At 34.0% G+C, this 21,466-nt stretch carries 15 protein-coding genes; 14 read left to right on the plus strand and 1 reads right to left on the minus strand.

Going from position 1 to position 21,466, the window contains the following annotated elements; all coding sequences use genetic code 11:
• The first annotated feature begins 7 nt into the window (after window positions 1-7).
• The 9 genes from ACJJV4_RS12285 to ACJJV4_RS12325 all read left to right on the plus strand — a co-directional run bounded on the left by ACJJV4_RS12285 (window position 8) and on the right by ACJJV4_RS12325 (window position 9,352).
• Entirely contained in the window at window positions 8-1,780 is a 1,773-nt protein-coding gene (locus ACJJV4_RS12285) for a BatD family protein (protein WP_405294824.1), read from the plus strand.
• Between the two features lies 1 nt (window position 1,781).
• Window positions 1,782-2,540, plus strand: a complete 759-nt coding sequence (locus ACJJV4_RS12290; RefSeq protein WP_405294826.1) for a tetratricopeptide repeat protein — start codon at window positions 1,782-1,784, stop codon at window positions 2,538-2,540.
• Window positions 2,541-2,604: 64 nt separating this feature from the next.
• A complete protein-coding gene (locus tag ACJJV4_RS12295; protein ID WP_405294828.1) occupies window positions 2,605-2,901 on the plus strand; it encodes a hypothetical protein in 297 nt (98 codons plus the stop codon).
• 100 nt (window positions 2,902-3,001) lie between these two features.
• On the plus strand, window positions 3,002-4,594 hold the full coding sequence (locus tag ACJJV4_RS12300) for a SulP family inorganic anion transporter (protein ID WP_405294830.1): 1,593 nt from the start codon (window positions 3,002-3,004) through the stop codon (window positions 4,592-4,594).
• A gap of 11 nt (window positions 4,595-4,605) precedes the next feature.
• Window positions 4,606-5,421 carry a universal stress protein gene (locus ACJJV4_RS12305; RefSeq protein ID WP_405294832.1) on the plus strand — a complete coding sequence of 272 codons (816 nt, stop codon included), beginning with the start codon at window positions 4,606-4,608 and terminating at the stop codon, window positions 5,419-5,421.
• 21 nt (window positions 5,422-5,442) lie between these two features.
• On the plus strand, window positions 5,443-6,069 hold the full coding sequence (locus tag ACJJV4_RS12310) for a carbonic anhydrase family protein (protein WP_405294834.1): 627 nt from the start codon (window positions 5,443-5,445) through the stop codon (window positions 6,067-6,069).
• 22 nt (window positions 6,070-6,091) lie between these two features.
• Window positions 6,092-6,757, plus strand: a complete 666-nt coding sequence (locus ACJJV4_RS12315) for a DUF2490 domain-containing protein (RefSeq protein WP_405294836.1) — start codon at window positions 6,092-6,094, stop codon at window positions 6,755-6,757.
• A gap of 70 nt (window positions 6,758-6,827) precedes the next feature.
• Window positions 6,828-8,690 carry a SulP family inorganic anion transporter gene (locus ACJJV4_RS12320; protein ID WP_405294838.1) on the plus strand — a complete coding sequence of 621 codons (1,863 nt, stop codon included), beginning with the start codon at window positions 6,828-6,830 and terminating at the stop codon, window positions 8,688-8,690.
• 35 nt (window positions 8,691-8,725) lie between these two features.
• A complete protein-coding gene (locus tag ACJJV4_RS12325; protein WP_405294840.1) occupies window positions 8,726-9,352 on the plus strand; it encodes a carbonic anhydrase in 627 nt (208 codons plus the stop codon).
• Between the two features lie 86 nt (window positions 9,353-9,438).
• On the opposite strand, the gene ACJJV4_RS12330 is transcribed toward ACJJV4_RS12325, so the two are convergent.
• Window positions 9,439-15,012, minus strand: a complete 5,574-nt coding sequence (locus ACJJV4_RS12330; protein ID WP_405294841.1) for an alpha-2-macroglobulin family protein — start codon at window positions 15,010-15,012, stop codon at window positions 9,439-9,441.
• 268 nt (window positions 15,013-15,280) lie between these two features.
• On the opposite strand from ACJJV4_RS12330, the gene ACJJV4_RS12335 reads away from it, so the two are divergent.
• From ACJJV4_RS12335 to ACJJV4_RS12355, 5 genes are all read left to right on the plus strand, one after another.
• Complete coding sequence (locus tag ACJJV4_RS12335) at window positions 15,281-16,843, plus strand: aldehyde dehydrogenase family protein (protein ID WP_405294843.1); 1,563 nt, start codon at window positions 15,281-15,283, stop codon at window positions 16,841-16,843.
• A 139-nt stretch (window positions 16,844-16,982) separates the two neighbouring features.
• A complete protein-coding gene (locus ACJJV4_RS12340; RefSeq protein ID WP_405294845.1) occupies window positions 16,983-17,918 on the plus strand; it encodes an OmpA family protein in 936 nt (311 codons plus the stop codon).
• Window positions 17,919-17,938: 20 nt separating this feature from the next.
• Entirely contained in the window at window positions 17,939-18,532 is a 594-nt protein-coding gene (locus ACJJV4_RS12345) for a hypothetical protein (protein WP_405294847.1), read from the plus strand.
• A gap of 274 nt (window positions 18,533-18,806) precedes the next feature.
• Window positions 18,807-20,186: a DUF1800 family protein gene (locus tag ACJJV4_RS12350; protein WP_405294849.1), complete on the plus strand. Its 1,380-nt coding sequence runs from the start codon at window positions 18,807-18,809 to the stop codon at window positions 20,184-20,186.
• 2 nt (window positions 20,187-20,188) lie between these two features.
• Window positions 20,189-21,379 (plus strand): DUF1501 domain-containing protein, encoded by a 1,191-nt coding sequence (locus ACJJV4_RS12355; protein ID WP_405294851.1) that lies wholly within the window; start codon window positions 20,189-20,191, stop codon window positions 21,377-21,379.
• Window positions 21,380-21,466: the final 87 nt, after the last annotated feature.

Here is a 21,466-nt window from a genome sequence, read left to right on the forward strand (position 1 = left end):
TTAAAACATGAAATTAGTAAAGCACATATCTATATTATTTTTCATACTCACTACAAGTATGCTTTCTGCTCAGGTTAAATTTGAAGCCAAAGTAAGTAAGAAATCATTAGGTGTAAACGAGCGTTTACGTATCGATTTTGAAATGAATAAGGATGGCGATAATTTTAATCCACCCGATTTTTCAAACTTCAATGTTAGTGGGCCAAACCAGTCGGTAAGTAACTCATGGATTAATGGTGTACGAACTTATAAAAAAACATATACTTATTTTTTAACACCAAAAAGCCGAGGGAATTTCACAATTTCACAGGCCACTATTGTTATAGATGGTACGGTGTACAAAACAATTCCGGTAAAAGTTACGGTTACCGCTGCGGTTGATAAGCCTAAAGATCCAAACGATCCAAATTTTATTGCTTCAGAAAACATTCATTTAGTTGCCGAAATTTCTAAAACGAACCCTTATTTAAACGAGGCAATCTCTGTGGTTTATAAGCTTTATGTGTCGCCAAATATAGCCGTAGATAATTGGAATGAAATAGATAGCCCTAGATACAACGATTTCTGGAGTCAGAACATTAATACGCAAGGACAAAAAGTTCAAAACGGAACGTATAAAGGCGAAGATTATCGCTATTTAGTATTGCGTAAAACGGTATTATATCCGCAAAAAACAGGAGAATTAAATATAGAGCCACTGAGCTTAAATCTTTCGATGCGTGTGCCAACAAACCGTCGCGATATTTTTGGAGGTTCTTTAATGACGCGTGTTAGTAAAGTTGTTTCGGCAGGTAATCAAATTATTAAGGTTAAGCCATTACCAGAACAAGGTAAACCGGCCGATTTTACTGGTGCTGTTGGTGATTTTAGTTTCGCTGTAACAAGTTCAAAACAAGTGCTCGACGCATCAGAATCGCTTCAAATAAAAGTAGGTGTAAAAGGTAATGGAAATTTAAAGCTTTTTAAGCTACCTAGGCTGTCTTTACCGAGTTCTTTAGAGGTTTATGAGCCAGAACATAGTGAGAATGTAAAAACAAACTCTGCAGGTATGCAAGGCGATATTTCCGATAGTTATACCGTAGTACCGCAGTACAAGGGTAAATACCCAATACCGAGTACGTCATTTTCATATTTTGATTTAAAAACTAAAAGTTACAAGCGATTAAATTCTAGTGAAATTATTATTGATGTCCAAAACGGACCATTAAATACGACTAACGCAAATACCGAAACGGCTAATGCGAATAGTAATAAGCAAGCTGTAGTTTTAAATAGTGATCAATTTGCTTTTATAAAAACAAAAACTAATTTCTCAAGTATAAAACCAAGTTATTTCTTTAAAACCAATTTGTTTTGGAGTTTGTTATTGTTGCCATTTTTGTTAATACCGATAGCCATTGTTATTCGTAATAAGAAAGCAACACGTGACGCCGATGTTTACGGAAACCGAATTAGAAAAGCCGATAAATTGGCCAAAAAATATTTAAGTAATGCTAAAAAATCTTTAGGTCAAAAAGAAGCCTTTTATATTGCTTTAGAAAAGGCATTACATAACTATTTAAAAGCAAAACTACATATAGAAACCAACGAATTGAGTAAAGATAAAATAGAAGAATTACTCTTGAAAAAGGAAGTGGATGCTGAGGTAATAAAAGATTTTAAAGTTATTTTAGAGAGTTGTGAGTTAGCACGTTATACGCCAATTGATATTGTTGCAATGCAAGTCGATTATGATAAAGCAGCTAAAACTATTTCGTTAATTGATAAACAAGCTCGTTAATATGAAGAAGTTATTATACATACTTTCGTTTTTGTTCTGTTTTGGGTTATTTGCACAAAGCGATGCGCTTTTTAAGCAAGGTAATGCCTTGTATAATGAAGGTAAATATGCTGAGGCTATCCAGAAGTATGATGCTATTCTAAATACTAAAAAGCATTCTGCCGATTTATATTTTAACCTTGCAAATGCGCACTATAAGCTGAACAATATTGCACCTAGTATTTTTTATTACGAAAAAGCTTTGCAGTTGTCTCCAAATGATAAAGACATCAAAAACAACTTAGCTTTTGCTAGAAACATGACCGTAGATGCTATAGGCATAGTGCCAGAGGTTGGTTTTTCTAAGTTGTTTAAAAATGTAACGCACAGCATGTCTTTCGATGCTTGGGCTAAAACAGCCGTTATATTAGTGTTCTTATTTGTAATACTATTTTTGGTCTACTATTTTGCGTATTCTACAATCCGTAAGCGTTTAACTTTTATTGGTAGCATTGTATCACTTGTTTTGTTGTGTATAAGCTTGGCGTTTGCATTTCAAAAATATGCTTTAGATAAAAAGGATAAACCAGCTATAGTTTTTGCTCAAGAAACTCAGGTTAAAAGTGAGCCTAATTTGCGTAGTGAAGAGTCTTTTAGACTTCATGAAGGAACTAAAGTTCAGGTTGTAGACTCAGTTAATAATTGGAGAAAGGTGAAATTATCCGACGGCAAAACAGGATGGCTTGCATCCGACGATATTAAAACATTAACAGCATTTTAATAGTCTATTTTTTATAACCGTAAAATTTAAATAGTATATTAGCGGTTGATAAAAATTAAAATAAATGTCGAGAAACTTAGTTTCTATATTCTTTTTATTTGCTTTTTTGGTGTTTTTATCGGCGCCAACCATCATTGCTATGGTTGATAATTCTGTAGATGTATCTCTATTTTTCTCTATGGCGGAAGAAGAAGAAAATGGCCATCCAAAAAGCAAAAATGTACAAGACATTATTTTAGAAAATCAAGATCAGGAGTGTTTTATTAACTTAACTGAAGAAAAAAATCATTTAAGTTATTATGCTAAAAAATATTCCAAACCCTTTCTTAATTTAATTTCTCCTCCTCCCAAGTTTGCTTAATAATTTTTCAGTCATTGAGCAGTTCTGTTCAATTCTATTATATTAATAAAAATTATTAAAACCGCTGAAGACTAATGCTTTGGCTAAAGTGAATTTATCTATGTTTAAAAATATTAAGAGCGACTTACCTGCGAGTATAGTTGTGTTTTTCGTGGCATTACCATTATGTTTAGGTATTGCATTAGCTAGTGGTGCACCACTTTTTTCTGGAGTTATTGCTGGTATAATTGGAGGTGTAGTTGTAGGAGCTTTAAGTGGCTCTAAAGTTGGGGTAAGTGGACCGGCAGCGGGATTGGCAGCCATAGTGTTAACTGCCATTGGCGCATTAGGAGGTTACGAGAATTTCTTGGTAGCTGTAGTTTTAGCCGGAGTTATTCAAATAGTTTTTGGTGTTTTAAAAGCAGGGGTTATTGGTTATTATTTCCCATCTTCTGTTATTAAAGGTATGCTAACAGGTATCGGAATTATTATTATTTTAAAACAAATACCTCACTTTTTTGGGTACGATGCAGAAGCAGAAGGAGCCGATAGTTTTGTTGAGAGCTCTGGTGAAAATACGTTTTCAGCATTAACCAATATTTCTGATCATATTATTTTTGGGTCTTTAATAATTGGAGCTATAGCATTAGCCATTATTTTGTTCTGGGATAAGGTGCTGTCAAAAAAAGCAAAAATATTTCAAATTATTCAAGGACCAATAGTTGCCGTAGTTATCGGTATAATTTACTACGCATTTACTCAAGATAGTACAAGTTTATCTATTGCACCAACCCATCTTGTTAGTGTGCCAATACCGGAGGACGTATCATCTTTTATTGGCCAATTTAGTTTTCCAAATTTTGGAGCTATAACAAATCCAGATGTTTGGATTACTGCCTTTACAATGGCTTTAGTAGCTAGTTTAGAGACGTTATTATGTGTAGAAGCAACAGATAAATTAGACCCTCATAAAAACGTGACTCCCACCAATAGAGAATTACTTGCTCAGGGTACAGGAAATATTATTTCTGGTTTAGTTGGAGGGCTTCCAATTACACAGGTAATAGTTAGGAGTTCTGCAAATATACAATCTGGAGGTGTTTCAAAAATGTCAGCAATTCTGCATGGTTTCTTGCTTTTAATTTCAGTTGTAGTTATTCCAAAACTACTTAACATGATTCCTTTATCTGTTTTAGCAGCGATATTATTAGTAGTAGGTTACAAGTTAGCTAAACCGAGTTTGTTTAAAAAAATGTATAGTTTGGGTTGGAAACAGTTTGTACCTTTTGTTGTAACCGTTGTAGGTATTGTTTTTATAGACTTACTTTGGGGTATTGGTTTAGGTCTTACAGTTGGTATTGTTGTTATTCTATTAAAGAGCTACCAAAATTCGCATTTTCTTCATATCGAAGATAAGAGTAACGGAAAACATAAAATAAAAATGACCTTAGCGGAAGAAGTTACTTTTTTTAATAAAGGAGCCATTTTGAAAGAATTAGAGAGTTTACCAAAAGATACTTATTTAGAAATTAACCTGATAAATACAAGATATTTGGATAATGATATTATCGAAATTTTGGAAGATTTCTTATTTAAAGCTGAAGAGAGAAATATAGATATTAAACTTGTTTCGAAGCGTGGCGTTGTAGAAAACCCATCGAGTTTTATTCATTTCTTTAACGAAAGAGAAAAATCGAATTTAAGTTTAAGCTAAATCAAATTGCTATGGCAAATAATAGATTTAAAATTTTAGTGCTTTCAGATTTAAAGAAGCATACTAGCATTATTATTAAAAGTGCTGTTAGTTTATCAAAAATGATAAATGCTGATGTCGATTTGTTTCACGTAAAGAAACCAACCGATGTTGTTGCTAGTGATAGCCAATTATCTGCCATGCGTTCCTTAAACCAGGAGCACAATAAATCACGAAATAAAATTAAAGAAACCATAGCACCTTTAAACAAGGCTTATAATATTAATATCACCTCTAATTTTGGTATTGGTAATGTAAAGTCTGAAATTGAGGATTACATTAAAGCAACAAAACCAGATGTAATAGTTTTAGGTAAAAGAAGTTCCAAAGCCCTTAAGTTGATTGGTGATAATATTACCGATTTTGTACTAAAAACTTACGAAGGACCGGTTTTTATAGCTGCTAATAAAAATGGTATCGATCCAGAAACCGAATTAAATATTGGCTTACTAAACGGGAAGTCTCAAGCTTTTAATCAGGCCTTTTTAGAAGATGTATTAACCAAAACTACCAAGCCATTAAAATCGTTTAATATTGTAAGTAGTAAAGCAAAAGTAGAAGAAACAAGTGTTTTAAGGGAAGCTGTTAATTACGTATTTGAAAAAAATGATAATACCATTAATAAATTAGCAGAGTATTTAGAGAAAAACCATGTAAATCTATTGTTTGTAAACCGTACAGATAGCACAAATAACTCTGCAAATAATAAGTCCGAAATAAAAAGTTTAATTAACAATGTAAACGTTTCGTTATTTATAACGGGTAGCGTACAAAAATGGGCAGTTTAAAAAATAAATAAATAAAATATTATGAAAGCACATACAAAAGAAACACAAGCGACATTAACGCCAGAAAAGGCGATAGCATTTTTAAAAGAAGGAAACGAAAGGTTTCAAGGGAACTTAAAAGCGAATAGAAACCTTTTAGAGCAAGTAAATGATACGAGTGAAGGGCAGTTTCCTTTTGCTACAATTTTAAGCTGTATAGATTCTAGAGTTTCTGCAGAGCTAGTTTTCGATCAAGGTTTGGGTGATGTTTTTAGTGTACGTATTGCGGGTAACTTTGTAAACGAAGATATTTTAGGAAGTATGGAGTTTGCTTGTAAACTTGCCGGAACTAAATTAATTGTAGTTTTAGGGCACACAAGTTGTGGAGCAATAAAAGGGGCTTGTGATGGTGCAGAAATGGGTAACTTAACAAAGTTAATTGAAAAAATAACACCAGCAGTTAATGCCATTACAGAGCCTAAAGAAGAGAGTTTAAGAAATTCTAAAAATTTAGATTTTGTTGATAATGTTTCTAAAAAGAATGTAGAATTAACCATTGATAGAATTCACGCAGAAAGTCCAATACTTACTGAGATGGAAAAGAATGGAGAAATAAAAATTGTTGGCGCTATGTATGATATCAATACAGGTGCAGTGAATTTTTATTAAAAGGCTGTTAAGCATAAAAATTATGAAGAAGAAGTTGAATATGGCAGCATTAATTATGGTATTAATGCTGCCATTATCTTTTCAAGCTCAAGAGAGCGATTTAGGAAATTGGCTTATTTATATAGGTAATAAAAAGCTAAATAGTAAATGGAACATTCACAATGAGGTTCAATACAGAAACTATAATGCTGTTGGCGATTTAGAACAGTTGTTATTACGTACTGGGTTGGGGTATAATATTAATGAGAAAAACAATGTTTTGTTGGGATATGGTTATATTCTATCTGAAAATTATATTGGAGATACCGATGAAAAAATATCGATAAACGAGCATCGTATTTTTCAGCAGTTTACAACAAAGCAAAGTGTTGGTAAAGTTGGGTTAAGTCACCGTTACCGATTTGAGCAACGTTTTGTGGAAGATGATTTTAAAATGCGTTTTCGTTATTTTTTAGGTATTAAAATACCGCTTCAATATAAAGAAGATGGTGATAGTCCTTTATACGTATCTGCTTACAACGAGATTTTTTTAAATACCGAATCTTCGGTGTTCGATAGAAATCGTGTTTATGGTGGTTTAGGTTATACCTTTTCAAAACAATTACGCTTAGAACTTGGGTATATGAATCAGTTTTTTGAAACCTCAGGACGGGATCAAATTAACATTATAGCTTTTGTTAATTTCTAATAAATTTGAGCGCTTATTTTTTAAATCATAAATAAAATAAGCTAACTTAGAAAAAAGTTTAAATTAATAAATGAAGCAACTATTTTCAAATATAAAGGGCGATGCCTTCGGTGGTATTACCGCAGGGATTGTAGCACTGCCATTAGCGTTAGCGTTTGGAGTCTCTTCTGGTTTAGGACCAGAAGCCGGACTGTACGGTGCTATATTTATCAGCTTTTTTGCAGCGTTATTTGGAGGTACTAGTACGCAAATTTCTGGTCCAACAGCACCCATGACAGCCGTAAGTATGGTTGTTATTGCAGGTATTGTTGCGGCTAACGATGGCAGTGTAGAAAAAGCTTTGCCGGCTATTTTATCGGTTTTTATGCTGGCAGGTCTAATGCAAGTTGGTTTAGGTCTTTTAGGTTTAGGAAAATATATTAGATACATTCCGTATCCAGTGGTTTCTGGTTTTATGACGGCTATTGGGGTTATTATTCTATTAACTCAAATTTTGCCATCTATTGGGTATTACCCCAAGGAAGATGTTGAATTTGTAGCACAGTTTAAACCCCAAGCGCAAGAGGTTATACTCGAGAATATTTTAAAAGAAGAAGCAGGCGAAGGTATTTTGGTTCTTGAAAACTTTAAAGAAACCATTAGTCAAGCTGCTAAAATTACACCAGAGCAAATATTAAACGAGTCTCAAACCTTAGCGGCTAAAGAAGCTTCTGGAACCGTTGGAGCTCTTAAAGTGTTGCCTAGAGCTCTTAAAAATATTGATTGGTTAGAGCTCGCTTTAGCACTGGCTACTATATTTATAATTTATGGATTTAAGCGTATTACCAAAGCTATACCTAGTACGTTAGTCGCGCTGGTTTTAGTATCTGGAGTTGCTTATGGATTCAATTTAGGTTACCGACCTATTTCAGAAATACCAGGAGGCATTCCTATTCCGCATCTCGAAATGTTTACAAGCTTCAGCTTAGGCAAAATTACACCATACATATTTACGGCACTTACTTTAGCGCTTCTAGGAGCTATCGATTCACTTTTAACAAGTGTCGTTGCCGATAATATGACAAAAACCAAACACAAGCCTAATAAGGAATTAATTGGTCAAGGAATAGGTAATACCATAGGTTCTATTTTTGGAGGTATTCCAGGTGCAGGTGCAACCATTCGTACGGTCGTAAATATAAATGCGGGCGGGAAAACTAAACTTTCAGGGATGATTGCTGGTATTATGCTATTAGTAATAATGCTTGCTCTTGGGCCAGTAGCATCAAAAATTCCGGCGGCTGTTTTGGCAGGTATTTTAGTAACCGTTGGTATTGGGGTTATGGATTATAAAGGCTTAAAAGCCATTCCTAGCCTACCACGTGATATTAAATTTGGACCAATAAAACTAAGTTCAGAAGTACTTATTATGCTTGTTGTATTATTATTGTCCACCTTTTGGGATTTAATTTATGCCGTAGGTATTGGCCTTATTATCGCTTCTTTAATGTTCATGAAAAAAATAGGCGATTTAACAGCCGAACGTTCGGCTGTTAAATCGTTAAAAGAAGAAACGTGGACAGATGAAGGTAGTTTTCCAGAAAATTTAAAAGAAGAAGTCTTTATTAAACATCTTAAAGGGCCTTTGTTTTTTGGGTCTACGAGTGATTTTCAGGCACTCACATTGCAAATTCCAAATACAGCAAAAACCGTTATTTTAAGGCTGGGTCGCATGCAATATATGGATCAAACGGGGTTATATGCTATGGAAGATATGCTTCAGGAACTTAAAAAAAACAATGTTGAAGTGCTATTTGTAGGCTTGTTAAAACAGCCACGATACATGATGGAACGTATTGATATTATTCCAGATTTTATTCCAAATGAACATATTTTTAAAGATTTTAAATCTTGTTTACAGTGGGTTAAAAATAATATAAAAGATAGCATTTAAGCTGTTTGCTTACGCTGAAATAAAGATAATAAGCTATGGATTTAAATAAAGTATTCGAAAATAACGAAGCTTGGATTAAGAGGCAGTTAGAAACGTCAAAAGATTATTTTGAAGATTTAGGTAAAGGGCAAAATCCGGAGTTATTATATATTGGCTGTAGCGATAGCCGTGTAACAGCGGAAGATTTAATGGGTTTGGGTCCGGGTGAGGTGTTTGTGCATAGAAATATTGCAAACATGATTTCGGGTAACGATTTAAATGCCATGAGCGTTGTAGAGTATGCTGTAATTCATTTAAAAGTAAATCACGTTGTGGTTTGTGGTCATTATGGTTGTGGCGGCGTAAAAGCGGCTTTACAGTCTAAAGATTTAGGCTTGCTAAATGGTTGGTTGCGTAATATTCGTGATGTATATAGAATTCATAAATTAGAATTAAATAGCATTGAATGCGAAGAGCGAAAATACGATCGTTTAGTAGAGTTAAATGTAAAAGAACAATGTGTTAATCTAATTAAAACAGCCGCTGTGCAAAAGGCTTATAGAGATAGAGGTTTAAAAGTACATGGTTGGGTGTTCGATGTGCATACCGGAAAGCTAATTGACCTAAAAATTAATTTTGAAAAGTATCTACATGATATTATGGAGATTTATCATTTGGATTAAAATGATACCTAATTATAATATCTGTGATATAAAAAAAAGTCCCGATAGCGTTTTAATGCTATCGGGACTTTTTTAGTTTGTAGGTTCTATTTTTCTACTTCAATCCATTGTCCTTTTGTTCTTACTAAAAAGTCGTTGTCATACATGGCTTCCGCTTGTACTCCATATAAATAGTAAGTTCCTAAGTAAGCAGCATTCAGCATTACATTAAATGTTTTTGTACTATATTTTCCTTTTTCAGATAAATCGAAATAGAAGTTTACACGATCATCACGAATATCTGTAAAACGAGCCTGGCTTGTTGTACTGCTACCAAAAGCCGTAAATCGTGTGTTTACAATTTCCCATCCCGATGGAAATATTTGGGTTAATGCAATATCATTAACGTTATAATCTTTTAAATTACTGACCTGTACTGTGGCAAGAAAATCTTGGCCTTGTTGTAATTTAGAAATGTCTATTTTATTGCCATCCAGATCTTTGTAAGCTACAGAAATGCTTAAACCACGTTGCTCTGCGATTTCGGAACCTAATGGTAGTTTTCCGGAGTTTAAAACACGTACATAAACCAAATTGTCTTTTTGGTTGGTAAGGGTAATACTATTGGCACCATTATTCACTTGTAATTCTCGTGAGGCAATTGCACTTTTAGTGGTTATGGTTTCTGTTTTTCCATTAATAGAATAGCTTAAGCTTAATGCTTTTCCGCCGTTAGCGTTTACCATTTTAGCCATTGCTAACAAACTAAACGCAGAGGTTTGCGTACTCATCCAGCGATTGCTCGATAGATCTTTAGCAATGGTTTCTGCTAGATCACGCATTTTAGAATTTTTGGTAAGTACCATAGTTTCTAAAGCCATAGCACGATTTCTATCTACAGAGCCATAGGTGTAATAATTATTCTTTAAAGGTTTGAAGTTAATATTTGCCAATTGTGAAATATTATCACTCGCTTCCGTTTGCCCGGCTAAAGCATAAGCGGCTGCTAATCTCCATTTAGCTTCGTTAGATATTTCGCTAAACTCACGCAAGCGATTCATGCTTGATAAGTCTGGACTTCCAGCTAAAGCTAAGGTGTATAAACGGTAAGCTTGGGCTAAATCGGAATTATAACTGCGGTAACTTGGTCTCCAATCGCGAGCCGCTTGTGTTTGGTATTTAATCCAGTTACTTTTAAATGTTAACGGTAAAACAAAGCCTTTCTTTTCTGCTTCTAGCATAAAATGCCCAGCGTAACTTGTTCCCCAGTCGTTAGCGGCGTTTTCGCCAATCCAATAACTTAGACCTCCACTTGGTCTTTGAAAATGCCCTAAGCGCTTAATGCCTTTTTCAATATTAGTTTGAATTTCCTTTTTCTTTTCAAAAGTAAGATCAAAAATATCTGCTAAAAATAACTGTGGAAATACGCTCGATGTTGTTTGTTCTACACAACCATGTGGATATTGGATAAGGTATTGTAATCGACGAGAAAAATCCATTGGAGGTAAGGTAGAAAACTCTACAGTCGCTCCATTTGTTCCACTAACACCAAAGGTTGAAAAGTTTACAGTTTCGCTAGCATTGGCTTCTAATGTTTTGTCTATAGTTTTTGATGTTATTGGGTTTGGGTTTACTACATCTAACTCTACTTTATAGGTTGATTTTTCACCATTTCCAGTTGCAATAACTTCTACCGTATTTATCCCTTTTGCTTTGCTAACATCGAGTTCAAAATACGCCATTTGTTCATCTGGCTTAGCAAAAGTTAATACTTTTTTCTGTTCTCCAACAACCGAAATACCGTTACTCAGTTTTAAGCTAATACTAACATTTTTCACTTTAGGTTCCATAGCAAAAACGGTAACCGGAAGCGTTACTTTCTCCCCAGGACTCAATTTCCGCGGAAGCGTTGCTAAAACCATTAAAGGTTTTTTAACTTCTACAGATTTATCTGTGCTTCCGTAAGCTTCATTTTTATTATCACCTGCAACAACCATAGTACGTACAGCACCAATGTAATTTGGTAATTTTATACTGTGGGTTTTCTTTTCTCCGGCTTCTAGTTTAAAAGGACCTAAATAAGTAACAACAGGTTTAAAACGGTTGGCTTTTTTGTTTTTTCCACCGGCAGCACTACCATCACCACCTATGGCAAAAACCTGATCGATACTACCAGAATAAGCACCGATAACATCATCAAACACATCCCATGTTTTTACACCCAAAGCCTCACGTTTGTAAAATTCATTCCATGCGTTTGGTGTTTTAAAACGGGTTAAATCTAGCAAACCTTCTTCTACCATAGCAATAGTGTAAGTCATGGCTTTATTGTTTTTTTCTGAAATTTGAACGTCGAATTTCTGTTCTGGTTGAAGTGTATCTGGCATATTAAGTTGAGGTTCCAGTTTGGTTTCTGGATCTTCTACCATAATTGGAATGATACCGTATAAACGAATTGGTAAATCGTTAGCCGAAATAGCATGCGGTTGTAAAAGCGATATGTTTACAAACACGTTTGGTGCCATGTCTGGAGTAATGCCAACATCTACAGTAGTTTCTCCTTTTTGAGTTTTTACCCATTTGGTGTCAAGAACTTCGGTACCATTTTCAATACTTACTAAAGCACGACCTTCGCTACCAGAAGCGAATGTTAATTTCGCAGTTTCGCCAACATTATATTTTTCTTTATCGGCAGAGAAAATAAGCATTTTTGCAGCTTCTTTATTTGTCGATCCCGAGTTTTGCCACCAGTTTTTATAGAAATAAGCGGTTCGCCCTGTGGCATGGCCACTCACTGGATCGGAAATTCTAATTAAATAGCGTCCGCGCTCGTTATTTGGGATTTTTAAGTTGAAGGTTCCTTTTCCTTGCGCATCCGTATTTATTTTTGAGGTAGAATATGGTTTATGGTAACTACTAGAAACGTAACTAGATAAATCATCATAAGATGAATTCCACCACCAACGCCATTCTATTTTATAGACTTTAACCTCAAGGTTGTTTCGTTTTATTGGTTTGCCTTTCGCATCGACTACAACAATATCAAAAGCTTGATTTTCGTCTGTGAAGAATGACCCATAAGCATTGCCTTTAGGTGAGCGTAAACCAACAAAAGACTCGTAAGGTGCATATGGTTTTGTAAAAGCATCCATTGAGAAATCGCCGCCATTTTCGAAGGCACGAACCAAAAATTGAGCATTAAGCATGCCTGGTGCATTTTTACCAATAGCGAGTTTATTATTAATAGTCGCTAAACCATTTTCGTCAACTTTACCATCAAAAATAATAGTTTCTTCTGTTTGAAAATTACGCGTAGGATCGTTAAACGTGTATTGTTTGTAGTTTTCGAAAGCGGTGTAAGCTGTGCTAAACTTAGCTTTAATTTCTGTTTTTAAGTTTTTTCCAACGGCACCATGCAACCATTTTACATCTAAAGTTCCTTTTAAAGGCGTGTTGCTTGTTAGAATATCATCTTCAAATTCAACTTTAATTTTTAATCGGTTTGGTTTAACGGTTTCAATTTTTAATCCTTTATAGAATGTTGCGCCACCAACCGAAACTTTCGCATTGTATTGACCTGTTTTGTCTTCTTGTGCCGTTGGCACAGTAAATTTAAAAACATTATTTAAGTTATCTGTAGTTACATTTTTGTAAACCAATTTACCATTTGGGTCGGTAATTTCTAACTTTACAGGATGTCCGCTTGGTAATTTATTAGCGTTATCATTAAGCATAAAAGTTAAATGCAAAGTATCGCCAGGTCGCCATACACCACGCTCTCCGTAAATGTAACCTTTAAGTCCGCGTTGTAAGCGATTTCCTGAAACATCAAATTTACTTAAGGATAATGAGTTTCCGTCATGAAGCTTTATGTAGGTTTTGTTTTTTCCTTTTGAAACAATAGCAAAAGCTGCGTTTTTATCAGAATCTATTAAAGTTAATCCGGTTTCATCGGTATTTCTATTTGCTAATTCTTGTTGCTGGAAATTGTAAATAGTAACCTTAGCATTCGCTTCTGGCTCTGTATTTAAAATATTAGTTACTGCAAAATAGTAAGAATTGTTAGCGCCTTGTTTTGCTATAACACCAAGGTTTGAGGCTAATAAATTTTGTGATATAATTTTGTTTTCGTTGTAGTAAGCATCATGGCAAGGGTTGTTTTCTTCGCGCCAGTTATAACTGTAATCCTTGTAGCGGTATGTGAGGTTATCCCAGTAGGCTTCCTCGCGTAATTCTTCGTCTTCAGAATCTATTTCAGCATAATTACCTTCATAATATTCTTCGTCTTCGTAATAATCATCATAGCCATCATCTTCAGAGTTTGAAGTACTAGGGTTAGCTTCGCAATCGTAAAGCGAGTAGCTTTTTTCATAACTTAATTCAATACGGTAAATAGCGCCAGGATCTGCTTTAAAATAGTGAGATAAATCTATACTATAAGCTTTCCATTTACCTGTGTTTTCGGCTGCAGATTGCAGTTGTATAGTTTTTTTAGCAATACGTCTACCAACCTTTTTTATATCGTATTTATTGTTGGTGTTTAAGTTATTGTCTTGAAGAAGTTGAAGCACATTATCTTCAAAAATCTTGATAACACGCACATCTACGGCGCTTAAGTTTACAGCTTCAAAATTAAATTTTAATTCTTCGGAATTTGGTAAAATAGTACCGCTACTAATTAAGCGAACTTGAGGTTTTAGATCTTCGAAAGCGATGGTTTCAGAAAAGGTTTTTTTCAATTTATAACCATCTGTATTTTTAATGCCTTGAAAAACATCAACCTGAATGTTGCCCACTAATTTGCTAGAAGGATATACTTTTAAAACATTACCATCTACAATATATTTAGGATTTTTGCTTTTTTGGATGGTTACTAAACCATCAAAGTTTTGTTGTTTTTGTAAAGGATCGGAAAAATTGATAGATAGGTGTTGTTCTGGTGATTGAATAACATCAACTTCTACAATAGTAAAATTATTTACCCCTGGAATAGCGATGGTGTTTTCACCTTCATTACTAGCTTTTATTGCATTTCCATTCCATTTTACAAGAATGTTATCATCTTCAATTTTACGGTTTATGCTATCAATTTTAAATTCGAAATATTTTGCAGCTTGGCTCGCTTCATTAAAAACAATATTTAGTTTTTTACCGCTTTGCGACGCTTCAACTAAAGTTTTAGCATCTTTAATTGAAATAATATCAGCCGATTTTATTACGCCTTCGAGATATTGCCATTTTTTACTGTAGGATTGTAAATTATTAGTTTCAATATTAAAATTTGGTGTTATAGTTTTAAACTGAAACGTGTAATCTTTATAGCCTGACGGCATATTTTTATAAATATCGCCAAGTTTTACGGTAACTGTATATTCTGTGTCTGGATCTAAATGTTCGTCGGGAGTAAATAGTAAAGTATGGTTGTTTCCAACGGTAAGTTTGCCTTCAATATGCGGTTTTATGGTTACAATATTGTCTGTAATTTCCTGATTCATTTCCCATCCCTCCACAGGTTTGGTTAAATTAATTTGAACAGGACTGGCTACCGAAGTTCTGCCCGATGTGGTGAAACTGATATAATCTCGAAATTTGAAAATATTATCGGTTTCTACCACTTTCTTTTTACATGAAGTAACAATGGAAACAAGAAGAGCAAAGGTTAAAAGCTTTTTAAAAGACATAAACGGGTGAATTAAATGAAAATGAACGCGCTTTTTGGAGGGTAACAGAAATACCTATTAATAAAATTACGTTCGCTTTATAATATTTGGGTTTTTTGGTGTTGTTAAATTGTTCATAAAGTTAAACGTTTTTGATGATTTTGCTTGTTTTTGGGGTGAAAAAAGAGAGATTATTCTTAGTTGAATTCCGTAGTAAATATCAGTAATTGCATCTTTTTATTAGTATATTCGTAAAAGAAATTAAATAAAAACTACAAATCCGTAATTCATGGAATCTATAGCAAGTACATTTGGAATACACGACGCGCTAAAAACTTTAGGCGTTCAAACTATAAATGAAGGAACATCAACAGGTTCAAACCAATTTTCGCACGATGATGATGGTGTTGTTATTGAAAGTTTTTCTCCTGTAGATGGGCAATTAATAGGAAAAGTTAAAACAACTTCTAAAGCAGATTTCGATGTGGTAATGCAAACTGCAACTACTGCTTTTAAAACGTGGCGTAATATGCCAGCGCCACAGCGAGGTGAAATAGTGCGCCAATTTGGTGATAAATTAAGAGAGAAAAAAGAAGCTTTAGGTAAGCTTGTTTCTTATGAAATGGGAAAGAGTTATCAAGAAGGTCTTGGGGAGGTTCAAGAAATGATAGATATCTGCGATTTTGCAGTAGGTTTATCGAGACAGCTTCATGGTTTAACCATGCATTCCGAGCGTCCTGGCCACCGCATGTACGAGCAATATCATGCTTTAGGTGTGGTTGGTATTATTTCAGCTTTTAATTTTCCGGTAGCTGTTTGGGCTTGGAATACGGCTTTAGCATGGATTTGTGGTGATGTTTGTATTTGGAAACCAAGTGAAAAAACACCGCTTTGTGGTGTCGCCTGCCAAAATATTGCGGCCGAAGTTTTTGCTGGAAATAATTTACCTGAAGGTATTTCTTGTTTAATAAATGGCGATTATAAAGTTGGTGAATTCATGACTAAAGACACACGAATTCCATTAATTTCAGCAACGGGTTCAACGCGCATGGGAAAAATTGTAGCTAAAGAAGTTGCTGGCCGTTTAGGTAAAAGTTTATTAGAACTTGGGGGTAATAACGCTATAATTGTAACGCCAGATGCCGATATAAAAATGACGGTCATTGGTGCTGTTTTTGGCGCAGTTGGTACTTGTGGACAACGTTGTACATCAACGAGAAGATTAATAATTCATGAGGATATTTATGATAAAGTAAAAACAGCTATTGTAGATGCTTATAAGCAATTACGTATCGGTAATCCGTTAGATGAAAAAAATCACGTTGGGCCATTAATTGATACCGATGCCGTAAATATGTATAACAATGCATTAGAGAAAGTAGTGGAAGAAGGTGGTGAGATTATAGTTGAAGGTGGCGTGCTTTCTGGTGTAGGTTATGAAAGTGGTTGTTATGTAAAACCAGCTATTGCAGAAGCTAAACCTAATTTTAAAATTGTACAACACGAAACATTTGCTCCAGTTTTATATTTATTGAAATACTCGGGAGATGTTGAAAATGCTATTGATATTCAAAATGAAGTTGCTCAAGGATTATCGTCAGCTATTATGACAAATAATTTAAGAGAAGCCGAACGGTTCTTATCCGTTCAAGGATCAGATTGTGGAATTGCTAATGTAAATATTGGAACATCGGGTGCTGAAATTGGTGGTGCTTTTGGAGGTGAAAAAGATACAGGCGGTGGCCGTGAATCTGGTTCCGATGCTTGGAAAGTATATATGAGAAGGCAGACCAATACTATAAATTACACAACAGAGCTGCCTCTTTCACAGGGGATTAAGTTTGAGTTGTAATATTAAAAATATTAGCTGTTTGAAAAAGTCACATTTATAAAATGTGACTTTTTTTGTTTTATTGTTTCTTAATACATGAGCTAGAGCGTGTTATGACATATGCGCTTCTTTTTTTTTAATTAACCAAAAACAAAAACTAATGAGTAAAAAAACATCCTATCTTTTTGGAATTTTACTCACTATTATTCTCGGTACTATTTTGTACTATTTTTTATGCTGTAGTGTATGCTGCAACGCAGAAAGTTGTACAAATGAGAAAAGCGAGACTAACGGTGTTGTGAAACCAAAAATTAATGAAGTTACCAAAAATGCATTTGTGATTAACGATGTTAACGGTGATTTTAATTTGAAGCTGAATGATAATTTTAACTTCAAAACATCAAATTTTTCGATAGAGCAACCCGTTTCTGAAAACTTAGAGAAAGGTGTTTTGAAACTTAAAGACTATCTTTTAGAAAATCCATTAAAAAACATTAATATAACTGGGTGGTACGATAGCGATGAAAATAACAATTCCGCATATCCAAACCTTGGATTGGCAAGAGCAAATTCAGTTAAAAATTACTTTGTACTACACGGAGTTTCTTCTAAGCAAATTGATACCAACGGGAAACTAAATACTGATATCAATCCTGATGAAAACAATAATTTATTCGGTCCGCTAGAGTTTAGTATGTTAACTACAGATACATCGGACACTTTATCAATGGATGCTTTAAAAACAGCATGCGAGGCTATTAAGGCGAACCCTTTAGTATTACACTTTAAAACTGGCCAAGCATCGATTAATTTAACGGCTAAACAACGTCAAAAAATAGCCGATATTTCTCATTGTGTAGATAAATTAGGCGTAAAAATGCAAGTTATTGGGCATACTGATAATACAGGTAATGCTGATAAAAACATTGTTCTTGGTCAACAGCGAGCCGATTTCGCAAAAGAATACTTAATAAGAAATGGTATTTTGGAGAGTAATATTGAAACGTCATCTCAAGGACCAAAAGCTCCTGTTGCAGATAATTCTACCGAGGAAGGTAGAGCAGAAAACAGAAGAACAGAAATTACAATTAACTAAAAACTTAAAAATATAAAATTATGAATTGGTGTATATTAATCCCATTATTAGTCGGTATTATCTGTGCAATATTAGGTTACTTATTAGGTAAACTTTTAGGTGGTGGAAATCACAACGATTGTGAAGATAGAATAGGAACACTACAAACAGAGTTAGATGCTTGTAGATTAAGCAAGGTGTCTTTAGATAGTGATTTAAAGGCAACTAAGGCGGCATTAACATCGTCTGTTGAGGCGGAGGCTTCTGCTAAGTCTTCGTTAGCATTAACCAAAGCGTCATTGGCGGCATCGCTTTCAGCGACACCTGTTGCTTTGAGTGTATTTGATGGCGAAGCAGCAAAAGCTGTTTTTGGTAAAAAAATAAAAGAAAATGATTTAACGGTTGTTGAAGGTATTGGTCCTAAAATTCAAGGTTTGTTTCATGATCATGATGTTAAAACATGGAAAGCACTATCTGAATGTTCTTTAGATAAATGTCAAGCTGTTTTAGATTCTGGAGGAGAACGTTATAAAATCCATAAACCAGGCACCTGGCCAAAACAAGCGCAGTTAGCTTATGAAGGCAAATGGAAAGAGCTTTTAAAATGGCAAGATGAATTAGATGGAGGAAAATAAAATCTGAAATTTATAACTAGAATAAAAAACTGCTTCATTGTATGAAGCAGTTTTTTTGTTTTTAAGTATTTTGTAGATAATTTCATTTGAATATATAAAATGCTAGAATTTCAACGTTATTATATAGTGTGTAAATAAAAGATAATTAGTTTATCTTGTTAAGATGGTTATCACGCTTTGAGAGTGTTATGATTAAACCTTTCTAAAGTCTTCAAGTCAAATGAATATAAGTTAGTTACGTCATGTTTTGGAATAATAAATAAAATTGAGTTATATGAAAAATAATCATATTCAGCATTTGTATTGGCGTGTTGGTTTTGGTATTCTGCCAAATGAACTCGAAAATTTTTCTAAAAAAAGTAAAAAAAAGATTGTTGATGGCATTATTGAAACATCGCAAAAAGTAACGCCCTTAAAAGTTGATACAGCCGAACTCGATGAGTTATTGAGTGGTACTTATGAGAAGACGAAGGAAAATATTAAAAAATTTCAGAAGCTAAGCCGAGAAAAAACAAAGGAGTTAAACATTGCATGGATAGATCGATTAGCAAATTCTAATCAAATACTTCGTGAAAAAATGACATTATTTTGGGCGAATCATTTTGTGTGTGAAGATAATAATTACGTCTACACGCAAAACTTCCATAACCGACTTCGTGAGCATGCGCTTGGTAATTTTAAAGATTTTATAAAGGCCATTTCAAAAGAAGCTGCCATGACTAAATACTTAAATACTAAGCAAAACAAAAAACAAAAGCCGAACGAGAATTTTGCTCGTGAGCTTATGGAGTTGTTTACTTTAGGTGTTGGTAATTACACTGAAAATGATATTAAAGAAAGCGCAAAAGCCTTTACAGGTTATGGACATAATTTAAAAGGTGAATTTGTTTTTAAAAGACGTTTGCATGATGAAACTGAAAAAATATTTTTTGGTAAAACAGGAAACTTTAAAGGTGATGATATTGTGGATTTAATCCTCGAAAAAAAGGAATGCGCTAAGTTTATTTGTACCAAGATTTACAGCTATTTTGTTAACGATACTGTTAATGAACTGCATGTAGAAGAGTTGACTGATGTGTTTTATAAAGATTACAACATCGAAAATCTAATGCGCTATATGATGCTTGCCGATTGGTTTTATGATGATGAAAATATGGGAACAAAAATTAAATCGCCCATAGAACTTTTAGTTGGATTAAAAACGGTAGTTCCTGTCTATTTTAAATCGCCTAAACAGCTTTTTGTACTTCAGAAATTGCTTGGTCAAATACTATTAAATCCACCTAATGTTGCAGGTTGGAAAGGAGGTAGATCTTGGATAGACTCTAATACTATTACACTTCGTTTAAAATTACCTTCGCTTATTTTAAACCATGCTTATATATCCAAAGCTAAAGTGGGTGTAAGTGATGATGCTATAGATAAGAAAAAAGAATTTTTTGAAAAGAAATATGGGAAACGTTTTAAAACAGAGGCTAATTGGGACGTTTTTAATGAACAATTTAACACTGTGGCCATAACCGATTTAGATAAGTATTTACTAGCTTGTACTATTAGCAATCAAGCAAGCGTGTATCTAAACTCGTTAAGTAAAGTCTCAAAGCAGGAGTACTGTATTCAACTTATGTCGTTACCCGAATATCAAATGTGTTAATCATGGATAGAAGAAAATTTTTAAAACAATCGTCGCTGGCTAGCAGTCTGTTTTTTGTGCCAAGTTTTGTAAAGGCATTCGAGCAAGTGGCTCAAAGTCAGTTAGGGTATAAGCGCTTAGTTATTATTCAACTTTCGGGAGGTAATGACGGGTTAAATACTGTAATTCCGTATCAAAATGATGTGTATTATAAAGCGCGACCAAGTTTAGGTATAAAAAAAGGCGATGTCTTAAAATTAACCGATGAGGTTGGTTTACATAAAAGTCTTAAACCTCTAAAAAATCTATACGATAATGGCAATTTGTGTGTTATAAATAATGTGGGATACCCTAATCCAATTCGTTCGCATTTTAGATCTATGGATATTTGGCAAACGGCTACCGATTCTGATAAATACTCACAAAGTGGTTGGCTTGGGCGATATTTAGATATTTATGGTAAACACCCTTACAGTGCCATTGAAATAAGTGATAGTTTATCGCTTGCCATGAAAGGGGAGCGCATCAATGCTATTGCTACTCAAGATGCTAAAGCGCTGTATAATTTATCTAAAGACCCTTATTTTAAAAACGTTATAAAGCATCAAGATGATGCACATTTAAGCGAGCATAACTTGGGATATTTGTATAAATCTATGATTTCGGCAGAGTCCTCTGCCAAGTATATTTATGAAACTAGTAAAACCTTTTCTTCTAAAGTAGAATACCCACAAAACTATTTTGCAAAACAATTAAAAACAACCGCTCAATTTATTAATTCTGGTCTAGACACCAAAGTATTTTACGGTGCTTTAAGTGGTTTTGATACGCACGTAAACCAATTAGGTGCGCAAAATAGATTATTAAATATATATGCAGAAAGTATTGATGCATTTGTAAAAGATTTAAAAGCAAACAACACCTTTAAAGATACTTTAATTTTAACCTTTTCGGAATTTGGCCGTCGTGTAAACCAAAATGCAAATGTGGGTACCGATCATGGTACATCGAATAATGTATTTGTTATGGGTGGGCAATTAAAAACGCAAGGTTTGTATAACAATATGGCGAGTTTAAGCGATTTGGACGATAATGGAGATCTTAAATTTGAAATCGATTTCCGTACTATTTATGCTGCTGTTTTAAATAAATGGCTAGATGTTAATGATGAGAAAGTACTTAATAAATCGTTTAATCAATTAGAGTTTATTTAGCTTATCGTTACTTGTTTTAAAACTGAAAGTGTTTCAATTTTTATTGGGGTTTTCACTTTAAAATTGCGATTTTTGGTAGCTTAAATT

Source organism: Algibacter sp. Ld11, assembly GCF_045066735.1.
In the GTDB taxonomy this organism is placed as follows: Bacteria; Bacteroidota; Bacteroidia; order Flavobacteriales; family Flavobacteriaceae; genus Algibacter.

Coding starts and splice junctions, on each gene's coding strand:
- ACJJV4_RS12285 (WP_405294824.1), top strand. CDS start 8: ATGAAATTAGTAAAGCACATATCTATATTATTTTTCATACTCACTACA.
- ACJJV4_RS12290 (WP_405294826.1), top strand. CDS start 1,782: ATGAAGAAGTTATTATACATACTTTCGTTTTTGTTCTGTTTTGGGTTA.
- ACJJV4_RS12295 (WP_405294828.1), top strand. CDS start 2,605: ATGTCGAGAAACTTAGTTTCTATATTCTTTTTATTTGCTTTTTTGGTG.
- ACJJV4_RS12300 (WP_405294830.1), top strand. CDS start 3,002: ATGTTTAAAAATATTAAGAGCGACTTACCTGCGAGTATAGTTGTGTTT.
- ACJJV4_RS12305 (WP_405294832.1), top strand. CDS start 4,606: ATGGCAAATAATAGATTTAAAATTTTAGTGCTTTCAGATTTAAAGAAG.
- ACJJV4_RS12310 (WP_405294834.1), top strand. CDS start 5,443: ATGAAAGCACATACAAAAGAAACACAAGCGACATTAACGCCAGAAAAG.
- ACJJV4_RS12315 (WP_405294836.1), top strand. CDS start 6,092: ATGAAGAAGAAGTTGAATATGGCAGCATTAATTATGGTATTAATGCTG.
- ACJJV4_RS12320 (WP_405294838.1), top strand. CDS start 6,828: ATGAAGCAACTATTTTCAAATATAAAGGGCGATGCCTTCGGTGGTATT.
- ACJJV4_RS12325 (WP_405294840.1), top strand. CDS start 8,726: ATGGATTTAAATAAAGTATTCGAAAATAACGAAGCTTGGATTAAGAGG.
- ACJJV4_RS12330 (WP_405294841.1), bottom strand. CDS start 15,012: ATGTCTTTTAAAAAGCTTTTAACCTTTGCTCTTCTTGTTTCCATTGTT.
- ACJJV4_RS12335 (WP_405294843.1), top strand. CDS start 15,281: ATGGAATCTATAGCAAGTACATTTGGAATACACGACGCGCTAAAAACT.
- ACJJV4_RS12340 (WP_405294845.1), top strand. CDS start 16,983: ATGAGTAAAAAAACATCCTATCTTTTTGGAATTTTACTCACTATTATT.
- ACJJV4_RS12345 (WP_405294847.1), top strand. CDS start 17,939: ATGAATTGGTGTATATTAATCCCATTATTAGTCGGTATTATCTGTGCA.
- ACJJV4_RS12350 (WP_405294849.1), top strand. CDS start 18,807: ATGAAAAATAATCATATTCAGCATTTGTATTGGCGTGTTGGTTTTGGT.
- ACJJV4_RS12355 (WP_405294851.1), top strand. CDS start 20,189: ATGGATAGAAGAAAATTTTTAAAACAATCGTCGCTGGCTAGCAGTCTG.